Source organism: Streptomyces sp. HUAS MS02 (assembly GCF_055702265.1).
The window spans coordinates 8,021,484-8,039,586 of record NZ_CM146747.1 but is presented as its reverse complement, the minus strand read 5'-3'; the positions used below and the strand labels follow the sequence as shown (position 1 = coordinate 8,039,586).

At 73.3% G+C, this 18,103-nt stretch carries 15 protein-coding genes and 5 tRNA genes; 7 read left to right on the top strand and 13 right to left on the bottom strand.

Features of this window, described 5'->3' with window-relative positions; genetic code table 11:
- Positions 1-53: 53 nt before the first annotated feature.
- Positions 54-509 (bottom strand): hypothetical protein, encoded by a 456-nt coding sequence (locus ACZ9QC_RS34725; RefSeq protein ID WP_215450938.1) that lies wholly within the window; start codon positions 507-509, stop codon positions 54-56.
- A gap of 192 nt (positions 510-701) precedes the next feature.
- Here ACZ9QC_RS34725 and ACZ9QC_RS34720 point away from each other — a divergent pair, with 192 nt between their 5' ends.
- Complete coding sequence (locus ACZ9QC_RS34720) at positions 702-1,220, top strand: DsbA family protein (RefSeq protein WP_472916708.1); 519 nt, start codon at positions 702-704, stop codon at positions 1,218-1,220.
- 132 nt (positions 1,221-1,352) lie between these two features.
- On the opposite strand, the gene ACZ9QC_RS34715 is transcribed toward ACZ9QC_RS34720, so the two are convergent.
- From ACZ9QC_RS34715 to ACZ9QC_RS34705, 3 genes are all read right to left on the bottom strand, one after another.
- Positions 1,353-2,177, bottom strand: a complete 825-nt coding sequence (locus ACZ9QC_RS34715) for a GNAT family N-acetyltransferase (RefSeq protein WP_472916707.1) — start codon at positions 2,175-2,177, stop codon at positions 1,353-1,355.
- An 80-nt stretch (positions 2,178-2,257) separates the two neighbouring features.
- Complete coding sequence (locus ACZ9QC_RS34710; RefSeq protein WP_472916706.1) at positions 2,258-3,079, bottom strand: aminotransferase class IV; 822 nt, start codon at positions 3,077-3,079, stop codon at positions 2,258-2,260.
- Positions 3,076-4,119, bottom strand: a complete 1,044-nt coding sequence (locus tag ACZ9QC_RS34705; protein ID WP_472916705.1) for a chorismate-binding protein — start codon at positions 4,117-4,119, stop codon at positions 3,076-3,078. The genes ACZ9QC_RS34710 and ACZ9QC_RS34705 overlap by 4 nt, the downstream gene beginning before the upstream one ends.
- A gap of 157 nt (positions 4,120-4,276) precedes the next feature.
- Here ACZ9QC_RS34705 and ACZ9QC_RS34700 point away from each other — a divergent pair.
- The 5 genes from ACZ9QC_RS34700 (at position 4,277) to ACZ9QC_RS34680 (ending at position 4,752) form a co-directional block, all read left to right on the top strand.
- A tRNA-Gly gene (locus ACZ9QC_RS34700) sits at positions 4,277-4,349 on the top strand.
- Between the two features lie 40 nt (positions 4,350-4,389).
- Positions 4,390-4,463 (top strand) — tRNA-Cys (locus tag ACZ9QC_RS34695).
- Position 4,464: 1 nt separating this feature from the next.
- Positions 4,465-4,536 (top strand) — tRNA-Val (locus ACZ9QC_RS34690).
- A 40-nt stretch (positions 4,537-4,576) separates the two neighbouring features.
- A tRNA-Val gene (locus tag ACZ9QC_RS34685) sits at positions 4,577-4,648 on the top strand.
- Positions 4,649-4,680: 32 nt separating this feature from the next.
- Positions 4,681-4,752 (top strand) — tRNA-Val (locus ACZ9QC_RS34680).
- 80 nt (positions 4,753-4,832) lie between these two features.
- On the opposite strand, the gene ACZ9QC_RS34675 is transcribed toward ACZ9QC_RS34680, so the two are convergent.
- The 4 genes from ACZ9QC_RS34675 to ACZ9QC_RS34660 form a co-directional block, all read right to left on the bottom strand.
- Complete coding sequence (locus ACZ9QC_RS34675; RefSeq protein ID WP_184898708.1) at positions 4,833-5,144, bottom strand: TFIIB-type zinc ribbon-containing protein; 312 nt, start codon at positions 5,142-5,144, stop codon at positions 4,833-4,835.
- A gap of 87 nt (positions 5,145-5,231) precedes the next feature.
- The gene (locus ACZ9QC_RS34670; protein ID WP_472916704.1) at positions 5,232-6,185 is read right to left on the bottom strand and encodes a phosphotransferase family protein; all 954 of its coding nucleotides are present in this window, start codon (positions 6,183-6,185) and stop codon (positions 5,232-5,234) included.
- A 320-nt stretch (positions 6,186-6,505) separates the two neighbouring features.
- Positions 6,506-6,706 (bottom strand): hypothetical protein, encoded by a 201-nt coding sequence (locus ACZ9QC_RS34665; protein WP_215450932.1) that lies wholly within the window; start codon positions 6,704-6,706, stop codon positions 6,506-6,508.
- A gap of 266 nt (positions 6,707-6,972) precedes the next feature.
- Positions 6,973-7,212 carry a hypothetical protein gene (locus ACZ9QC_RS34660; RefSeq protein WP_033532621.1) on the bottom strand — a complete coding sequence of 80 codons (240 nt, stop codon included), beginning with the start codon at positions 7,210-7,212 and terminating at the stop codon, positions 6,973-6,975.
- Between the two features lie 196 nt (positions 7,213-7,408).
- Here ACZ9QC_RS34660 and ACZ9QC_RS34655 point away from each other — a divergent pair, with 196 nt between their 5' ends.
- Entirely contained in the window at positions 7,409-8,728 is a 1,320-nt protein-coding gene (locus ACZ9QC_RS34655) for a serine/threonine-protein kinase (RefSeq protein ID WP_472921895.1), read from the top strand.
- Positions 8,729-8,822: 94 nt separating this feature from the next.
- Here ACZ9QC_RS34655 and ACZ9QC_RS34650 read toward each other — a convergent pair whose 3' ends face one another.
- The 5 genes from ACZ9QC_RS34650 to ACZ9QC_RS34630 all read right to left on the bottom strand — a co-directional run bounded on the left by ACZ9QC_RS34650 (position 8,823) and on the right by ACZ9QC_RS34630 (position 18,023).
- Entirely contained in the window at positions 8,823-9,647 is an 825-nt protein-coding gene (locus ACZ9QC_RS34650) for a TrmH family RNA methyltransferase (protein ID WP_472916703.1), read from the bottom strand.
- A gap of 105 nt (positions 9,648-9,752) precedes the next feature.
- Positions 9,753-10,985 (bottom strand): uroporphyrinogen-III C-methyltransferase, encoded by a 1,233-nt coding sequence (cobA, locus tag ACZ9QC_RS34645; protein WP_472916702.1) that lies wholly within the window; start codon positions 10,983-10,985, stop codon positions 9,753-9,755.
- 278 nt (positions 10,986-11,263) lie between these two features.
- On the bottom strand, positions 11,264-15,700 hold the full coding sequence (cobT, locus tag ACZ9QC_RS34640) for a nicotinate-nucleotide--dimethylbenzimidazole phosphoribosyltransferase (protein WP_472916701.1): 4,437 nt from the start codon (positions 15,698-15,700) through the stop codon (positions 11,264-11,266).
- A 347-nt stretch (positions 15,701-16,047) separates the two neighbouring features.
- Positions 16,048-17,259: a precorrin-6y C5,15-methyltransferase (decarboxylating) subunit CbiE gene (gene cbiE, locus ACZ9QC_RS34635; RefSeq protein ID WP_472916700.1), complete on the bottom strand. Its 1,212-nt coding sequence runs from the start codon at positions 17,257-17,259 to the stop codon at positions 16,048-16,050.
- A gap of 125 nt (positions 17,260-17,384) precedes the next feature.
- Positions 17,385-18,023, bottom strand: coding sequence for a GNAT family N-acetyltransferase (locus ACZ9QC_RS34630; protein WP_086803080.1), 639 nt, complete (start codon positions 18,021-18,023; stop codon positions 17,385-17,387).
- Positions 18,024-18,103 lie beyond the last annotated feature (80 nt).

Genomic DNA, 18,103 nt, shown 5'->3' with positions numbered 1-18,103 from the left:
GTGTCGTTTCAGTCCGCACCCCTTCACAAGGGTCGGAGGCGGTGCCGCCGTGGTCAGATGCCGTGCTTCTTCAGGATCGCCTCGATGTCGCTGAAGTCGTCCGCGCCGGACGCACCGGAACCCGCCGCCCGAGGGGTCGCCGCCGGGCGCGCCGCCGGCCGGGCGCCCTGGCCGAGCGAGGGCGCCGAGGCCGTCGGGGCTATCGCCTCCGTACGGGACGCCTTGGCCTCCTTGCGCTCCTTGCCAGTCACCCCGCGGCGCCGCTCCACGGCGCGGGTGGTCATGAACAGGAACCAGGCGGCGCCGAGCACACCGAAGCCGGCCCACGCGGTGGGGCTGAACGCGGTGTCGGCCAGCCACTCGACGACTCCGGTCATCACCAGGCCGAGCGGAACGAGCGAGTAGGCGGCGATACGGGCCGCCCGGAGGAACCGCTTCCGATACGCCGTGATCGCGGCGATGCCCAGGCCCGCCGCTGAGACGGCGGCGCAGACTGTCTCGGCAATCATCCGGTCCTCCAGGCAGTGCTCGGTCGGGCGTTCGCGTTGCGTCCCTTCCATCCTGCACCGCCAGGCGTCCGATATGCCATGGTCCGGGGAGACCTCAGGGACATCTCCGGGTCGTCTCGGGGTCGGTGTTCACGCCCGGGCCGCGACCGTGGCCACGTCCGGCGCGGGCCCGGAAGCTGGGAGACTGATCCCATGAGCGACTCCTCCCCCGTGCCGTCCGCCGTCGTCCTGGACGTCTGGTGCGAACTCCAGTGTCCCGACTGCCGCAGCGCCCTCGACGACATCCGCGCGCTGCGGGCCCGCTACGGCGACCGGCTCGACGTACGGCTGCGGCACTTCCCGCTGGAGAAGCACAAGCACGCCTTCGCCGCCGCGCAGGCGGCCGAGGAGGCCGCGGAACAGGGGCAGGCGTGGCCCTACGTCGAGGCGGTGCTCGGCCGGGTCGAGGAGCTGGGCCGGGCCGGAGAGCCGTTCCTGGTCGAGGCGGCCCGTGAACTCGGTCTGGACGCCGAGGAGTTCGACACGGCGCTGATCGACGGCCGACACATCCTGATCGTCGACGCCGACCAGGCCGAGGGCAAGGCGATCGGCGTGACGGGCACGCCCACGTACGTCATCGGCGGCGAGCGTCTCGACGGTGGCAAGAGCCAGGAGGGGCTGCGCGAGCGCATCGAGGAGATCGCCGACCGGCTGCTGGCCGAGAGCGCCTGAGCACCGCCGTCCGCCGGCGGGGCGCCCGTGATCCAGGCGGCCCGCTTTCGGGGGGCACGCGCCCTGGAGGGCCGCCAGCCGGGGCAACGCTCCCCCCATTGCCGGGCCGGGACCCATGTGCCCCAGGACCGTTCAGAGCAGCGGCTTGGAGAGGTGGTGGCTGGTCGTCTCGTAGCCGAGGGAATCGTAGAGGCATTCGGCCCGGAAGTTGCCCGCGAAGACGTTGAGCCCGATCGCGGGCTTACCAGCCGCTATCGCCTGGGCCTCGGCCAGCAGCATCAGTGTGCGGCCGTGGCCCCGGCCCCGGTGGGCGGCGTCCGCCTCGACGTCGTACACGAAGGCCCGGTCGTCGGTCAGCCACAGCCACAGGGTGCCGACCCTCGTGCCCTCGTGCTCCAGCACGCTGCACAGGTTGTTCGCGGAGGCCACGCCCTGCGGGAGACAGCGCTCGTAGTCCAGGGCGGCCTTCGCGTACGCCTCCGCCTCGGGCATGCCACGGGCGATCCAGTCCTGGGCGTAGCCCTCCAGCCCGGCTTCCTTCCAGGGCCCGTACTCGGCCTCCGTCATGGGCCTGCCCCTGCTGCCCTCGGGCAGTTCGGGCGGGGTGCCGCCGAGGGCCTTGCTCATGTTCCGGTTGCGCAGGACGTACCCGAGCGTCTGGACCAGCCGCAGGGCGGGCTCGGCCCCGGCCGGTACGGACACCTCGATCCGGCGGCAGCCCCAGCCGCGGGCCACCTCCTCGGCGGCGAGCGCCGCCACGGTGGCCCGGCCCCGCCGACGGTCCGGTTCGTCGATGCGCAGGTCCAGGATGCACGCGGCCGTGGATCCGGGATCGGGGCGCGTGCCGAGGTGTATCTCGCCGACGGGACGGCTGTTGACACATACCTGGTAACGACGTGAGCGCGTCCCGTCGGCGGCCTGCTGAAGCGGCTCGATGGGCCGCAGGGTGGTGGTCATCAGGGGTGTTCTACCCGCCGCGGCGCATGGAGTCCGCCGAATATCGTCAGCATTCTCGGGGCCGCCTCGACGGGTCCGGATCACGGATCCAGGTCGTCGCCGGACCGCTCGTCGAAGACGCGCATCGCCTTGGCCGTCACCGGGCCCGGGGCGGCCGACAGCTCGCGGGCGTCGACACGGTGCACCGCCTGCACGTCGCGCAGGCTCGACGTCAGGAAGATCTCGTCGGCGCGGTCCAGGACGTCCAGCGGCAGGTCCGTCTCGCGGGCGCCGGTCCACTCGACGACGAGGGCGCGGGTGATGCCCGCGAGGCAGCCGGAGGCGACCGGCGGTGTGTGGAGCTCCCCGTCGAGGACGACGAAGACGTTGGAGCCCGTGCCCTCGCAGAGCTGCCCCACCGTGTTGGCGAACAGCGCCTCGGTGGCGCCCTGTTCGTGGGCGCGGGCGAGGGCGACGACGTTCTCGGCGTACGAGGTGGTCTTCAGGCCGGTGAGGGCGCCGCGCTCGTTGCGGGTCCACGGGACGGTGATCGCGGCGGTGGAGTCGGCCCGCCGGGCGGTCTCCCCGAGGGCGACGACGAGCGTCGGGCCGTGGTCGCCGCGGTCGGAGCCGAGCGGGGAGAGGCCGCCGGTGTAGGTGATGCGCAGCCGGCCGAGCGCGACCGGTTCGGCCTCCAGGACGGCGGAGCAGGCGCGGCGCACCTCGTCGAGGTCGGGCTCGGGCAGGCCGAGTCCGCGTGCCGAGAGGGCCAGCCGGTCGAGGTGGCGGGTCAGCGCGAACGGCCGGCCCCCGACCACCTTCACGGTCTCGAAGACGCCGTCGCCCACGGTCAGTCCGTGGTCGAGGACGGAGACACGGGCGGAGTCGGTGTCCTGCAGTCCGCCGTCGAGCCAGATCTTCACGTAAGGGTCCTCCCACTCGCCTCGTACGTCCCCGACGCTACCGCGAGCAGCCGGGCGGCCTTCAGCTCGGTCTCGCGCCACTCCGCCTCGGGGTCCGACCCCCAGGTGATGCCCGCGCCGGTGCCGAAGCGCAGCTCGCCCGCCGCCCGGTCGATCCAGAAGGTGCGGATGCCGACGGCCAGCTCGGCGGTGCCCCGGTCGGCGTCGACCCAGCCGACTCCCCCGCAGTAAGGGCCGCGCGGGGCCGTCTCCAGGGTGTCGATGATCCGCAGGGCGCTCGACTTGGGCGCCCCGGTCACGGAGCCGGGTGGGAAGGCGGCGGCGAGCAGTTCGGGCCATCCCGCGTGCTCGCGCAGTTCACCGCGCACCAACGACACCAGGTGCACCAGTCCCGGGTGCTTCTCGACGACGCAGAGGTCGGGGACGGTGACGGTGCCGGTGGCGCAGACCTGCCCGATGTCGTTGCGGACGAGGTCGACGATCATGACGTTCTCGGCGTAGTCCTTCTCCAGGAGGTCCGCCTCGGTGGCTCCGGTGCCCTTGATCGGACCGGATTCGACGAGCTTGCCGTCACGGCGCAGGAAGAGTTCGGGGGAGGCGGTGGCGATCTCGACGCCGTGCGCCGGGAGGCGAATCGTTCCTGCGAAGGGGGCCGGGTTGCCGCGGGCCAGCAGCGCGGTCAGGGCGTCCACGTCGGCGTCCGGTGCGACGGGCGCCGACAGCACCCGGCAGAGGTTCGCCTGGTACACCTCGCCGGCGGCGATGTGCTCACGGATCCGGCGTACACCCGCCGTGTACGCGGCGCGGTCGAGCGAGGACGTCCAGTCGTCGACGCGCGGGCCGTGCCACTCTCCCCGCACGGGGGCGGGCGCGGGCGCGCGACGTACGTCACTGAAGCGCGCGCACACCAGACCACCCTCGTAGTCCGCGCAGACGGCCCAGAAGCCGGAGGAGTCCAGGGCGGCGGCGTCGCTGGTCACATCGGTGAGACCGGTGGCCACGAGGTTGCCGAAGCGGGCGAGCGGAGGGAGGTCGGGCACGCAGTCGAGTCTAGGACGGGTGCCTCGCGGGCGGGCCCGGCCGGGTCCCGGACTGGACGCAGCGCAGCACGCTGCACAAACGCGTTTTTGTACTGGCCCCGGAATCCGCTAGAGTTCAACTCGTCGCCGGGACGCGGAAGCGAAACGGAAACGACAAGCGGACGTAGCTCAGTTGGTAGAGCGCAACCTTGCCAAGGTTGAGGTCGCCAGTTCGAACCTGGTCGTCCGCTCGCAGGAACGCGGGGGATCTTCACGAACCCCCGCACTCCTGGTGGAGTGGCCGAGAGGCGAGGCAACGGCCTGCAAAGCCGTCTACACGGGTTCAAATCCCGTCTCCACCTCCAAGGACGATTAGCTCAGCGGGAGAGCGCTTCCCTGACACGGAAGAGGTCACTGGTTCAATCCCAGTATCGTCCACTGAGGCCTGTCGGCCTCTGGAGCCGTACGGCTTCGCCCCGCGCGATTAGCTCAGCGGGAGAGCGCTTCCCTGACACGGAAGAGGTCACTGGTTCAATCCCAGTATCGCGCACGCAAGATCCACAGCCCCGGCTGTGATCCCGAGGACGATTAGCTCAGCGGGAGAGCGCTTCCCTGACACGGAAGAGGTCACTGGTTCAATCCCAGTATCGTCCACACACACCGAGCCCCCGGCCGTCTCGTACGGCCGGGGGCTTCGTCGTGCGAGCGCGGGGCGCGGGTGCGCCCCGCGCGCCTCAGCTGGAGAACAGCATGTGGCCGAAGCCTCGGTTGTGGTGACCCCCGTGGTGGCCGCCGTGGTGCCCACCATGGTGACCGCCGTGCGGGGCGCCCCAGGCCGGGGCGTTGTGGCCGCCACCCGCCGGGTACTGCGGAGCGGCAGGCGGCGGGGGGACGCCCGGGCCACCGGCCCACTGCCCCTCCAGGCGGGTCAGCGCCTCCAGCTCGCCGTAGTCGAGGAAGATCCCGCGACAGCCGCTGCACTGCTCGATCTGGACGCCACTGCGGTTGTAGGTGTGCATCGGCGCATGGCACTTCGGACACTGCATGTGCATGGTTCGGCTCAACTCCTCGCCGTTCGGTGCTGCTTCGCGTTACGCCAGGACAGACACTGTCCGGCTACGGTCGGTTGCACCCTACTTCGGGAAAGGCTCCACCAACTCCGGCGGGATGCTTCCCATTCGGTCACATCCATCCACAACGGACTGCTGCGCGTCGTCGAGGGGGTGACCGGCAGCGGTGGACTTCGCGATCGCCAGGGCCGCGGTCTGCACGGTCAGTGCGCGGGCCGGTACGTCCAGTGAGGGCCAGGGGTCGCCGTGCGGGGGGACCGCGGGGCCGCCGGCACGCTGGTACGCGGTGAGGAAGCGGGTCCATTCGTCGGGGTGCAGGAGGCCGCAGGCGAACCAGGCCGCCGGGCGGGCGAGGTCCCAGGCGGGGACGCCCACGCCCAGGTCGTCGACGTCGATGAGGCGCCAGGGGCCGGTGGTCGCGGGGTGGCGGACCAGTTGCCCTAGGTGCAGATCGCCGTGGCAGAGGGTGGTCGTGTCCGGCATGGGTGCCTCGTTCCTGGCCCAGGCGGGGAGGGTGCGCCAGGCGCGGAGGATCGATGGCGTGGCGGGGTGGTGGGGTGCCGTGGCTTCGAGGCGGGCGATGGCCCGGGCGGCCTTGGCCGGGCCGCGCATGGGCGGCAGGCCCGGGGGTGGGGTCTGCCGGTGGAGGCGGGCGAGGAGGATGGCCGCCTCCTCCCACGGGGCGGCCTCCGGGGTGTCGGGGTCGACTGGGGTGCCGTACGGCCAGAACGTGACGAGGCGGCCGTGGAGGGGGGTGGGGGTGGGGTCGAGGGGCGCCAGGAGGGTGTCCGGGTGGGAGGCGGCGACGGTCAGACTGAGGGCCAGCCGGGTGGGGTCGGTGTCGGGTGCGTGGGCCTTGGCGACGGTGTTCGCGTGGCGGACGACCGTGCCGTCGGCGCGTGCCGCGAGGACCGTGTCGGGGTGGGCGCAGGGGGTGGGGTGGGGGTGGGCCGTGCGTCGCACCTTGGCCCTGAGGGCGGGGAGTACGTCGGCGTCGGCGTCGGCTGTGGCGGTCATGGGTCCCCCTGCGGATGTCGTACGGCGCTGCGGGTGAGCGTACGTCCGGGTGCGGGGTGGTGGGGCGGGCCGGGGGCCCGCTGCTCGGCGGTCACGAGGCGCCGCCTGCGCCCACCCGTGCCGCCCCAGCGGCACGGGTGGGCGCAGGGGGGTGGGGGGTGGGGTGGAGCGCGGCGGGGGTTGGTTTTGGGCAGGACAACGCCCGCGCAGCTCCCCAGCTGCGCGGGCGTCTATTTGCCGTCCGCCGCACCCCCGTCCCCACGGGGTTTCATGGGTGGATGTCCCCGCCCGGACCGCTCTTCCGGGCCTGGGGTCGCCGCTCAGCGCCCCAGCATCACACCCACGGACGACGCTTGTGTGACCACTGCTTCCCAGCCGCCGAAGGCGTACACGAGCAGGGCCGCCAGGGGGAGGACCATCGCGGTCGCGACCAAGGGGTGGCGACGACCCGCGCGGCGGTCGGCGGTGAACACCCTGCGCTCCCGTGTGCGGATCGCGGTCCGCGGTGCCGTGTGGGCCATGGTCCCTCCTCTGACTTCTCGTAGGTCTTGCTCTGTCGTTGGCAGCGGCGGGTGTCTGACCTCGGGGGACGAGTGCTGCACCCGCCGCTTGACCTCAAATCTAGGCGCGCGGCCCGTCCGGGTCGTCATGCCCTCGTACCGATTGCCGGGCCTCCCCGAGGATGAGCGGTGACCTGCGATGTACTCCCCAGGGTGGAGACGGGGTCCTAGGTCTCGGGGTCTTCCCGGAAGGGACGTCCGGTCTGCCCCCTGTTGTCACTCGGTCGTCACGCCGTTCGCTCCGAGCCGTCCTCCCGGGGCACCGGCTGCTCGACCAGGGCCAGGACCCTGTTCGCCATGAACCTGGCCGTGCGTACCACCGATCCATTGCGGGTGACTTCGCTCACTTCCACTACACCTCGGCGCACCGCCGTCTCCACCCGGCGGCCCGCCCTGCTCGCGATCACCTCGTAGGTGCGCGTCGTGTCCCCGGCGTCGACGACTATCTCCACACGGTCACCCTTCACGGGTTCAATCCCCCTTCTGTGGTGGGTGGTTGGGATCACAGGCAGCCCAACACCGGCCCGAACTCCTGTTCCCTGACCACCCTTCAAGTTTCCCACCCGGCACTGACAATCGATCGGGTCGTGAGGGCGCGGCCTCTGCGCACGCCCGGCCGTGGAAACGTAAGCTGTGGCTCGTCAGACGGAACGGGCAGCGGGGATGAACATGGCGATGATGCGCCTGAGGCGCGAGGACCCGCGCGTCGTCGGCTCGTTCAGGATCCACAGACGGCTCGGCGCGGGCGGAATGGGCGTCGTCTACCTGGGATCCGACCGGCGTGGACAGCGCGTCGCGCTCAAGGTGATCCGGCCGGATCTGGCGGAGGACCAGGAGTTCCGATCGCGGTTCGCGCGCGAGGTGTCGGCGGCGCGGCGGATCAGGGGCGGGTGCACCGCCCGGCTGGTCGCCGCCGATCTGGAGGCGGACCGTCCGTGGTTCGCCACGCAGTACGTGCCGGGGCCGTCGCTGCACGACAAGGTCGCCGAGGAGGGGCCCATGTCGGCCGCCGACGTGGCCGCCGTAGGTGCCGCTCTCTCCGAGGGGCTCGTGGCCGTGCACGAGGCCGGGGTCGTGCACCGGGATCTGAAGCCGTCCAACATCCTGCTGTCCCCGAAGGGGCCGCGGATCATCGACTTCGGCATCGCCTGGGCGACCGGGGCGTCCACTCTGACCCATGTCGGCACGGCCGTGGGGTCGCCCGGGTTCCTCGCGCCCGAGCAGGTGCGCGGGGCCGCGGTCACACCGGCCACGGACGTCTTTTCCCTAGGGGCCACCCTCGCGTACGCGGCGACCTCCGACTCGCCCTTCGGACACGGCAGTTCGGAGGTCATGCTCTACCGGGTGGTGCACGAGGAACCGCAGCTGCGCGGGGTGCCCGACGCGCTCGCCCCGCTGGTCCGCGCCTGTCTGGCGAAGGACCCGGACGAGCGGCCCAGCACCCTGCAACTGTCGCTGCGGCTCAAGGAGATCGCCGCACGCGAGGCGCAGGGGCTGGCCGATGTCCGCCCGCCCGCGCCGCGCGGCGATCCGGACCGGCCCTCGGGGCGGCTCGCGGAGCAGTACGTCGACCAGCGGACGTTGCGGCAGCCGCCGGAGACCCGTCGGGCGCAGCCGGGTGCGGCGGGTTCGCCGTCGCCGCGGACCGGGGGTGGCTCCCGGACGGGCGGGGGTGGCGGTTCACGCACCGGTGGCGGCTCGCGGTCGGGGGCGCGGCCCGTGCCGTCGCGCAACACCGCCGGGTCGGGGAAGCGGCCCGCGCCGCGCAGTGGTGCGGGGAGGCCGGGGCCGCGTACCAACGGGACCGGTCGGCGGCCCGCCAATCCCCGGTTGCTCCGGCAGCGGCTCGTCGTCTTCGTCGTGGTGACGTTGCTGGCCGCGCTCGGGATCGCCACGGCCCAAGGGTGTCAGGGGCCGTCGCGGGGGCTCGGGGACGACGGCCTCCGGTCCGAGCGGGCGGTTGTGGAGTCGGGCGGCAGTTGAGAGGTGCTCCGGGCGGTCGGAAGACAGAGCTCGGGCTGCTTTCGGTTGCTCGCCGCGGGTGCGTGGGGGCTGGTCGCGCAGCTCCCCGCGCCCCTTACGAGGCCGGGTGTGGGCGGCCCGTCGCCACCGCGTAGAAGGCGACCGCCGCCGCCGCGCCCACGTTGAGGGAGTCGACGCCGTGGGCCATCGGGATGCGGACCCATTCGTCGGCGGACATCAGAGCCTTGGTGGAGAGGCCGTCGCCCTCGGCGCCCAGCATGAGGGCCACACGCTCCATGCGGTGCGGGGCGGCCTCGTCCAGGGACTTCGCCTTCTCGTCCGGGGTGAGGGCGAGAAGGGTGAAACCGGCGTCGCGCACGGCGTCGAGGCCCTTGGGCCAGGTGTCGAGACGGGCGTACGGAACCGAGAAGACCGCACCCATGGAGACCTTGACGCTACGGCGGTAGAGCGGGTCGGCGCAGTCCGGGGAGAGCAGGACCGCGTCCATGCCGAGGGCGGCGGCGGAGCGGAAGATCGCGCCGATGTTGGTGTGGTCGTTGACCGACTCCATGATCACGACCCGGCGGGCGGCCCCCAGGAGCTGGTCGGCGGTCGGTAGCGGTTTGCGCTGCATGGAGGCGAGGGCGCCCCGGTGCACGTGGTAGCCGGTGACCTGTTCGGCGAGCTCGGGGCTGACCGCGTAGACGGGGGCCGGGAGTTCGTCGATGACGTCCCGCATGACGTCGACCCACTTCGCGGAGAGCAGCATCGAGCGCATCTCGTAGCCGGCTTCCTTGGCCCGTCTGATGACCTTCTCGCCCTCGGCGATGAACAGGCCTTCGGCGGGTTCGCGCCTGCGGCGCAGCTCCACGTCGGTCAGGCCGGTGTAGTCGCGCAGGCGCGGGTCGTCGGGGTCCTCAACGGTGATGAGATCGGCCACAGGGTGATACTGCCTTGTCCTGGGTGTGGTGCCAACGGCTCGGGACGGGTGGGTTACCGGTGGTTACAATTCCGCTCCCCTTGATCCGGGGGCGTCTCCCGGGGCTTACGCGTGCGTCCCCGGGCCCACCTTCACCACCTCGCCGATGACGATGACCGCCGGCGGCTTGACCTCTGTCGTCCGCACGGTCTCGGCGACGGTGGCGAGGGTCGCGTCGACGCGGCGCTGGGCGGCCGTGGTGCCCTCCTGGATCAGGGCGACCGGGGTGTCCGGGGACTTGCCGTTCGCCACCAGGGTCTCCGCGATCCGGCCGATCTTGTCGACGCCCATGAGGATCACGAGGGTGCCGGTGAGGCGTGCCAGGGCCGGCCAGTCCACCAGGGAGCGCTCGTCGTCGGGGGCCACATGGCCGCTGACCACGGTGAACTCGTGGGCGACGCCCCGGTGGGTGACCGGGATGCCGGCCGCGCTCGGGACCGAGATCGAGCTGGAGATGCCGGGGACGACGGTGCACGGGATGCCGGCCTCGGCGAGGGCCTGGAGCTCCTCCATGCCGCGACCGAAGACGTAGGGGTCGCCGCCCTTGAGGCGGACGACCGACTTGCCCTGCTTCGCGTGTTCGATCAGCGCGTTGTTGATGGCCTCCTGCGCCATGAAGCGGCCGTACGGGATCTTCGCCGCGTCGATCACCTCGACGTGGGGCGGGAGTTCGGCGAGGAGGTCGCGGGGGCCGAGGCGGTCGGCGATGACGACATCGGCCTCGGCGAGGAGGCGGCGCCCGCGCACGGTGATCAGGTCCGGGTCACCGGGACCACCGCCGACGAGGGAGACGCCGGGGGTGCGGGTGCGGTGGTGGGGGGCGACGAGGGTGCCGTCGCGCAGGCCCTCGACGACCGCGTCACGGATGGCGGCGGTGTGGCGCGGGTCGCGGCCCTCGGCGCGGGCGGTGAGGACGGCGACCGTGACGCCCTCGCTGTGGCCGGTCGCCGGGGTCCAGGCGGTGGCCGCCTCGGCGCTGTCGGAGCGCACGCACCAGATGCGGTGGCGCTCCGCCTCGGCGGACGCGCGGGCGTTCGCCTCCGGGTCGCCGGTGGCGATCAGGACGTACCAGGCCTCGGCGAGGTCGCCCTCCGCGTACCGGCGCTTCTCCCAGGTCAGCTCGCCCGCGTCCACCATCGCCTCCACGGAGGGTGTCGCGCTCGGCGAGACGAGGACGATGTCGGCGCCGGCCGCGATGAGGGCGGGCAGACGGCGCTGGGCGACCTGGCCGCCGCCGATGACGACCACTCGGCGTCCGGCGAGGCGGAGGCCCACGGGGTAGGCGGGGTGTTCGGCCATGAGGGTGCGGCTCCCTGCGGGGCTCTGTGCGGGTGAGGTGCGCTGCGGCTGTGGAGCGCCCTGACGTGCGGATTCTAAGGGGCGGGTGGGGGGTGCGGCTCAGCAGGTGGTCGGCTGAGCACCGTGGCCGGGTGCGGCCCGGTGGGCGGCTGTGCCCACCCTCCCCCATTCTCGGCTTCGCTCGAACGGGAGGTGCCCCCATCGCCCCTGCGGAACGACTGCCCACAGCCTGACCCGGGTCGGAGAGGAACCCGGCGCCCACCCCCTGCCTGCTTCTCCTACTTCTCGGTTACCCCCGCCGAGTCGAACGTCGCCACCTCGTGCATGGCTCGTGCCGCGCTCTGGACCACCGGGAGGGCGAGGAGGGCGCCGGTGCCCTCGCCGAGGCGGAGGTCGAGGTCGACCAGGGGGCGCAGGCCCAGTTTCTGGAGGGCGGCCACATGGCCCGGCTCGGCACTGCGGTGGCCCGCGATGCACGCGGCGAGGACCTCGGGAGCGATGGCTCGGGCCACCAGGGCGGCCGCGCCGGCGCTGACGCCGTCGAGGATCACCGGCGTACGGAGGGAGGCGCCGCCGAGGAGCAGGCCGACGATGGCGGCGTGTTCGAAGCCGCCGATGGCCGCCAGGACGCCGATGGGGTCGGCGGGGTCCGGCTGGTGGAGTTCGATGGCACGACGGACGACCTCGGTCTTGCGGGCGAGGGTCTCGTCGTTGATGCCGGTGCCCCGGCCGGTGACCTCGGAGGGGTCGGCGCCGGTGAAGACGGCGATCAGGGCGGCGGAGGCCGTGGTGTTGGCGATGCCCATCTCGCCCGTGAGCAGCGCCTTGTTGCCGGCCGCCACCAGGTCGCGGGCCGTCTCGATGCCCACCTCGATGGCGTGCTTGGCCTCGTCGCGGGTCATCGCGGGGCCGGTGGTCATGTCGGACGTGCCGGCGCGGACCTTGCGCGGCAGCAGCCCCGGGGTGGCCGGGAGGTCGCTGGCCACGCCCACGTCCACGACGCAGACCTCGGCGCCCACCTGGGCGGCGAAGGCGTTGCAGACCGCTCCCCCGCCGAGGAAGTTGGCGACCATCTGGGCCGTCACCTCCTGCGGCCAGGGGGTGACGCCCTGGGCGTGGACACCGTGGTCGCCCGCGAAGATCGCGACGGCCGCGGGCTCCGGGATCGGCGGCGGGCACTGGCGGGACAGCCCGGCCAGCTGGGCGGAGATGATCTCCAGCATGCCGAGGGCACCGGCCGGCTTGGTCATGCGCTTCTGCCGTTCCCACGCCTCGCCGAGCGCCTTGGCGTCCAGCGGGCGGATCCCGGCGACGGTCTCGGCGAGGAGGTCGTGCGGCTCGGCGCCGGGCAGGGCGCGGCGGCCGTACGTCTCCTCGTGGACGACCCAGGACAGCGGGCGGCGCTTGGCCCAGCCCGCCTGCATCAGCTCGGGCTCCTCGGGGAACTCGTCGACGTACCCGACGCACAGGTACGCCACGACCTCCAGGTGTTCGGGCAGGCCGAGGGTGCGGACCATCTCGCGCTCGTCGAAGAAGCTGACCCAGCCGACGCCCAGGCCCTCCGCGCGGGCCGCGAGCCACAGGTTCTCGACCGCGAGCGCGGAGGAGTAGGGCGCCATCTGCGGCTGGGTGTGGCGGCCCAGGGTGTGGCGGCCGCCGCGGGTCGGGTCGGCGGTGACGACGATGTTGACCGGGGTGTCGAGGATCGCCTCGATCTTCAGTTCCTTGAACTGCTTCGCCCGGCCCTTGGGCAGCGACTTGGCGTACGCCTCGCGCTGGCGCTGGGCGAGTTCGTGCATGGTGCGGCGGGTCTCGGCCGACCGGATGACCACGAAGTCCCAGGGCTGCGAGTGGCCGACGGAGGGGGCCGTGTGGGCGGCCTCCAGGACACGGAGCAGCACGTCGTGCGGGATGGGGTCGGCGCGGAAACCGTTACGGATGTCGCGGCGCTCCCGCATGACCTTCAGGACGGCCTCGCGCTCGGCGTCGTCGTAGGGGGGCGCGGCCGGACCGGTGGGCTGCCGCACTTCGTCCCTCACGTCTTCGGGTGCTTCGTCCACCGGGGCCGCGCTCTCTTCGGCTGCTGATTCCACTGCTTCTGTCTCCGGCGCCGTCGTCTCGTCGTCCTCCTGGCCGGCGGCCCTGGTGTCGAGGTCCTCGGCGTTCTGGACGACGTCCGGGTGGGCGTCGGCCGCCGCGAGCGGCTGCGGTACGACGATCGTCTCGGCCTCGGAGTCCCGGGGGGCGGGGACCCTGGCGGCCACGGGCTCGCCCTCCGTCTCCGGCGCGCCCTCGGCAGCCGTCTCCGTCTGCCCCTCGGGCGCGTCCGGCTGTCCCTCGGCGGCCGGGAACTCGGCAGCGGCGGGCGGCGGGGTGCCGTCCTCGGGGAGCGGCGGAACCACCAGCCCCTGGGGCGGGGCCGGCTGCGCGGCGGTGGGCACGGAGCCGTCGGCGGGCGCGGGATGTCCCGCCGACCGGTCGGTGTCGGCCTCGGTCTCAGGCGCAGGTTCCTGGGAGCTCACTGCGAGGGCCGCGGCGTCGGCCTCGGGCTCGGCCGGGGGCTGGATGACGGCGCCCTGCGGGGCGTCGATCCCGGAGGGCGGAGCCATCTGGGCGTCTGCGGCGAGCGGCTCGGCGACGGAGGGGCCCACGGAGGCCGGGTCCACGGGCGCGGGGTCGGCCACGGGCTCGGCGTGGTCGGCGGGAGGCGGGACCTCGCCGGTCGACTCGTCGGCGGGGGCGGCGGCTTGGGCGTCCGCGTCGTCGGTCGGCTGGGCCGCCGCGTCCGCTTCCGCGGCCCCCGGCTCGGCGATGGCGTCGGAGGTGAGGGGCTGCGCGGGCTCCGGCTGCGGGACGGTCACGGCGGCCTGCGCCGCCACGGCCTGGTCCTGGTTCGGGTCCTGGTCCTGGGTCTGGCCCTGGGCCGGGCCCTGTTCCTGGTCCGCCGTGTTCGCGGCGGGCACGTCCGGCTCGGTGACCTGCGGGTCCTGGCCCGTGGGGTGCGGCCCCGGCTGGTCGGTCTCCGTCGGCTGGGGCTCCTCGGCGGCCGGGGTCTGCGCCGCCTGCGCGGGGTCCTGCGCGAGCGCGGTGTCCGGGGCCGTGTCCGGCGGGAGCTCGGCGGTCTGCTCGGCCGAGGACGCGGCGGTGTTCTCCTCGTCCGGCGCGACGGTCGCGGTCTGCGGGTCCGGTGCGTCGGTGGAAGCCGGCTCGTCGGTCACGGCAGTCGGCGTCTGCTGCTCGGGAGCGGTGGCGGCCTGCTCGGGGCCCGCTGCCTCGGCCGGTGGCATCGCCGGGTCGGCGGTCGCGGCTTCGGGCTGCGACGGCGCGGACGTCTCGGCGGACCGGTCCTCGGCGGAAGCGTCGACCGGGGCGGCGGCCTCCGTCTCCGGAGCGGCCTGGGGGGCGTCCTGTGTCTCGTCGGCGGTCTGTGCCGCGATCGGCTCGGGGTCCTGGGCGGCCGGGGGGAAAGGTGTCGCGTCGGGTGCCTGTGCGGCCTCGGCGGCAGCGGCGGTCTCCTCGCCGGCCGGGACCTCGGCGATCTGGGCTTCGGGAGCCTGGACCTCGGAAGCCTGGACCTCGGGAGTCATCGCGGCCGGCTCGGGCTGCGGCGTCGCGGCCTGCGCAGCCTGCGCGGGCTCCTCGACGGCCCCAGCCGCGGCTGCGGCCGTCTCCGCCACCGTGGGCTCGACGGCGGCCTCGGGGGCGGGGATCCGGTGCTGGTCGGCGGCCGGTGCTTCGGTGGCTTCCGGGACCTGAGCGGGCTCGACGACTCTGGGTGCCTCGGCCAACTGCGGGGCCTCGGCCTCAGCCGTCACCTGGGCCGCATGCGGAACCTCGGCGGCCGTGACGCCGGCATCGGCGACCGGGGCCTCGACATGGGCGGGCGGCGCTTCGGCCGTCTCCGGGAGCTGCTCGTCGACCGTCTCCGGCGTTTCCGTGGCCTCGGGGGCCTGGAGGTGTGCCGCGACCGGCGTCCCGACCGCCTCCGGGGTGCGGAACTGCGCGGCCGCCGCCTCCTGGGCCAGGGCGTAGGCGGCGTCCTGCGCCTGGTGGAGGGCCTCGGGGTCCTGGATCTCCTCCTCGGCCGCCGCGCCCTGCGGAACCTCCGCCGCCAGGGGCGCCTCGGCCACGGCCACGGACAGGTGCGCCTCCTGCGGAACGACCGTTTCTGCAGCCGCTCCCCCTGCGCCGACTCCCGGCGCGGGAGTGGCCTGGGCGGGGGCACCCACCCACTGCGACACGGGCTGCGGGGGTCCGTCGAGGTACTCCGGACCGGTGGTGGAGGGACCGGCGTGGCGTGCGGCGCCCGGTGGTACGGGAGCGCCGGCCGGGCCCCGGTCGGCGAGGGAGCGGACCGGGCTGGCGGAGGCGTCGGGGGTCGGCGGGCCGAGGTGCAGCGGGCGGCGGGCCACCGGCGGCTGCGGGACGGGCGTCGCGACGGGGGTACGGACGGCGCTGAGGTCGTGCGCGCCGCTGTCGCGGCCGGACATCTCGTGCGGGCCCGGCTCGTGGACGACCTGGACGACGGGCTCGGGGGCGGGCGGCGGCATCTCGTTGCCCCACGCGCCCTGGGCGCCCGGCAGCAGGAGGTCCTCGTCCTCGGCGGCGGTCTCGGAGAGGTAGGTGTACGCACCCGGCGCGGGGACGCCCGGCTGCTCCACCATGCCTGCGCTCTCCGGCAGTCCCTCGCCCGGGACCTGGCCGGTGTCGGTCATGCGTACCCCTCGCCCATCGGTTAGTGCCTCCATGCCAGCTGGCCCGGGAACGGCGCACCTACCGCCCCACTGTGGAGAACGAGCGTGCGTGCCCAGCGGCACGTGACGACCCGCCTGCATGTCGACAAAGCCATTGAAGGGCCATTGTCCCGGTCGTCCCGCCGTCGCGACAGCTTGATCCGCGACGGTCCGCTGTGGACTGCGCCACGTTGCGCGTCCTCCCCGTTGCGCCTTACCACACACGCTCCCAAACCGGGCGCGCTTTTAGGACATTGACCGACGAAGTGCCGGGTGTCGAAGTGCGGTACGACAGTCGGCCAGCCTACCGCGCCGGTACGACAACCGGATCACAGGGAACGTTCGGGCAGCGTCGCGCTGAGCAGGAACGCGACGCTCCGTTCCCTCTCCGTCCAGGCCCTTGTATCGAGTTCGACGGACTGGACGAACTCGCAGCGGACCTCGTACCCGTGCTCGGTCAGGTCGCGTCCGACGCGTTCGGCGGCGGGGCGGGTGAGCGCGTGGGTGACGATGCGCTGGGGGCGGCGGTCCGCGACGGCGGAGACGACCGCCGCTCCCCCGCCGCCGACGCGGACGACATCGGGTTCGGGAAGGTTCTCCAGAACGTGCGGGGCGGCGCCGTGGACCACTTGCAGCTGGACGCCGAAGCGGCGGGCGGCGAGGGTCGTACGGCCGCAGGCCTCGGGGTCGCGGTCGACGGCGATGACGGCGGCCCCGCTGCGGGCGGCCTCGGTGGCGAAGGCGCCGCTGCCCGAGCCGATGTCCCAGACGAGGTCGCCCACACGCGGGCCCAGGCGGGCGAGTTGGGAGGAGCGCAGCAGTTCCGCCTCGCCCTCGCCCGAAGCGGCGCCGTAGACATGGGACGGCAGCGCCCAGCCGCGCGGTCCGGAGGCGGGGTCGCGGCCCGCCAGCCAGCCGCCGCCCTCGGCCGCGGTGGCGGGGCCGCCGATGGCGATGACGAGGTTGGGGTCGCGCCAGGTGCGGTCGACGGCCTTGTCGGAGCTGAGGACGGTGACCCGCTCGCGTTCCGTGCCGAGTTCCTCGCAGACCACGAAGGTGCGGTGAACTCCTTCGAGCAGCAGGCCCAGTTCGGCGGGTCCGGCGCCGGGCGAGGTGAGGACGGCGACCTTGGCGTGGGCGCGGCACACGTTGACCGCGCGGCGCAGGGTACGGCGGTGGGCGACGACCACCTGGGCGTCGTCCCAGGGCATGCCCGCGCGGGCGAAGGCGGCGGCCACCGAGGAGACACCGGGGACGACCTCGACCTCCAGGCCGAACTCGGGGGCCCTGAGGGTACGGACGACACCGAAGAAGCCCGGGTCGCCGTCGGCGAGGACGACGGCGGTGCCCCGGTGGCCGGCGATGCGACGGGCGGCGAGGGCGACACTGCCGAGGCGGATGCGTTCGGCGGCCGGGGGCACCTCGGGCAGGGCTAGATGGTGGGCGGCGCCGGCCACCAGTGTGGCGGCGGCGAGGGCGGAGCGCGCCGCGGCGGTCAGGGGGGAGCCGTCCCAGCCGATCACCGTGACCCGGTCGGCCATCGTCGTCAGTCTCCAGAGGGTCTTCGCAGGTCGTCGGTTTGCCCGCTCGGGGTCCCGTGAGGGTACCTGGTGACGGGGTGGGCGCCGGCGGCCGGGCGGCGGCCTCGCGCTTACCCGTGGGTTGTTCAGTTCCAGTCCGGGTAGGAGCCGAAACCACCGCTGCCGGCCAGTTCCTCGCTGACGCCCTCGATGTCCTCGGGGAGCAGGCTCCAGACGATGAAGTCCGTGCGGATCTCGGTCCAGCCGTCCTCGGCGGTGCGGGTCCGCGCTATGCAGGCGTTGCGCAGCACTCCCTCGCTGATACAGCCGATCTTCTGCGCGACCTGCTGGGAGGCGGTGTTGTCGGCTGCGGTGCGCAGCTCGATGCGTTCGAACTTCTGCTCGCGGAACAGCCATTGGGCGGTGGCGAGGGCGGCTTCGGAGGCGTAGCCCTCGCCACGCGCCCAGGGGGCGACGACGTACGACAGTTCCGTGGCCCGTACGTGCCAGTCCGTCCTGGTCAGTTGGATGACGCCGACCAGCCGCTGGGTGAGGAACTCGGTCACCGCGAGGTCGAGGCCGCGACCGGAGGTGCGTTCGGTGGGCGCGTACTCGGCGATCCAGGTACGCGCCTCACGTTCGGTGAAGGGTTGCGGGACGTCGGTCCAGGCCATCACCTGTTCGTCGTTCATCATCTCGGTGAACGCCTGGATGTCGTCCTCGTCGAACGGGCGCAGAACCAACCGATCCGTGCTGATGGAGATGTCGGGAAAGGTGCTCGTCATGCGCCGCTCCGTAACCTTCGAAAACTTTGAGAGCCTGCTGAACTGCCCAGCATGCAGCATGAAAGCACTGAATCGCACCA

Excerpts from the sequence above, each read along its gene's own strand:
- cobT (WP_472916701.1), bottom strand. The coding sequence starts at position 15,700 with ATGACCGACACCGGCCAGGTCCCGGGCGAGGGACTGCCGGAGAGCGCA.
- ACZ9QC_RS34675 (WP_184898708.1), bottom strand. The coding sequence starts at position 5,144 with ATGCAGTGTCCGAAGTGCCATGCGCCGATGCACACCTACAACCGCAGT.
- ACZ9QC_RS34655 (WP_472921895.1), top strand. The coding sequence starts at position 7,409 with ATGAACATGGCGATGATGCGCCTGAGGCGCGAGGACCCGCGCGTCGTC.
- ACZ9QC_RS34665 (WP_215450932.1), bottom strand. The coding sequence starts at position 6,706 with ATGGCCCACACGGCACCGCGGACCGCGATCCGCACACGGGAGCGCAGG.
- ACZ9QC_RS34630 (WP_086803080.1), bottom strand. The coding sequence starts at position 18,023 with ATGACGAGCACCTTTCCCGACATCTCCATCAGCACGGATCGGTTGGTT.
- ACZ9QC_RS34720 (WP_472916708.1), top strand. The coding sequence starts at position 702 with ATGAGCGACTCCTCCCCCGTGCCGTCCGCCGTCGTCCTGGACGTCTGG.
- ACZ9QC_RS34725 (WP_215450938.1), bottom strand. The coding sequence starts at position 509 with ATGATTGCCGAGACAGTCTGCGCCGCCGTCTCAGCGGCGGGCCTGGGC.
- cbiE (WP_472916700.1), bottom strand. The coding sequence starts at position 17,259 with ATGGCCGACCGGGTCACGGTGATCGGCTGGGACGGCTCCCCCCTGACC.
- ACZ9QC_RS34670 (WP_472916704.1), bottom strand. The coding sequence starts at position 6,185 with ATGACCGCCACAGCCGACGCCGACGCCGACGTACTCCCCGCCCTCAGG.
- cobA (WP_472916702.1), bottom strand. The coding sequence starts at position 10,985 with ATGGCCGAACACCCCGCCTACCCCGTGGGCCTCCGCCTCGCCGGACGC.
- ACZ9QC_RS34715 (WP_472916707.1), bottom strand. The coding sequence starts at position 2,177 with ATGACCACCACCCTGCGGCCCATCGAGCCGCTTCAGCAGGCCGCCGAC.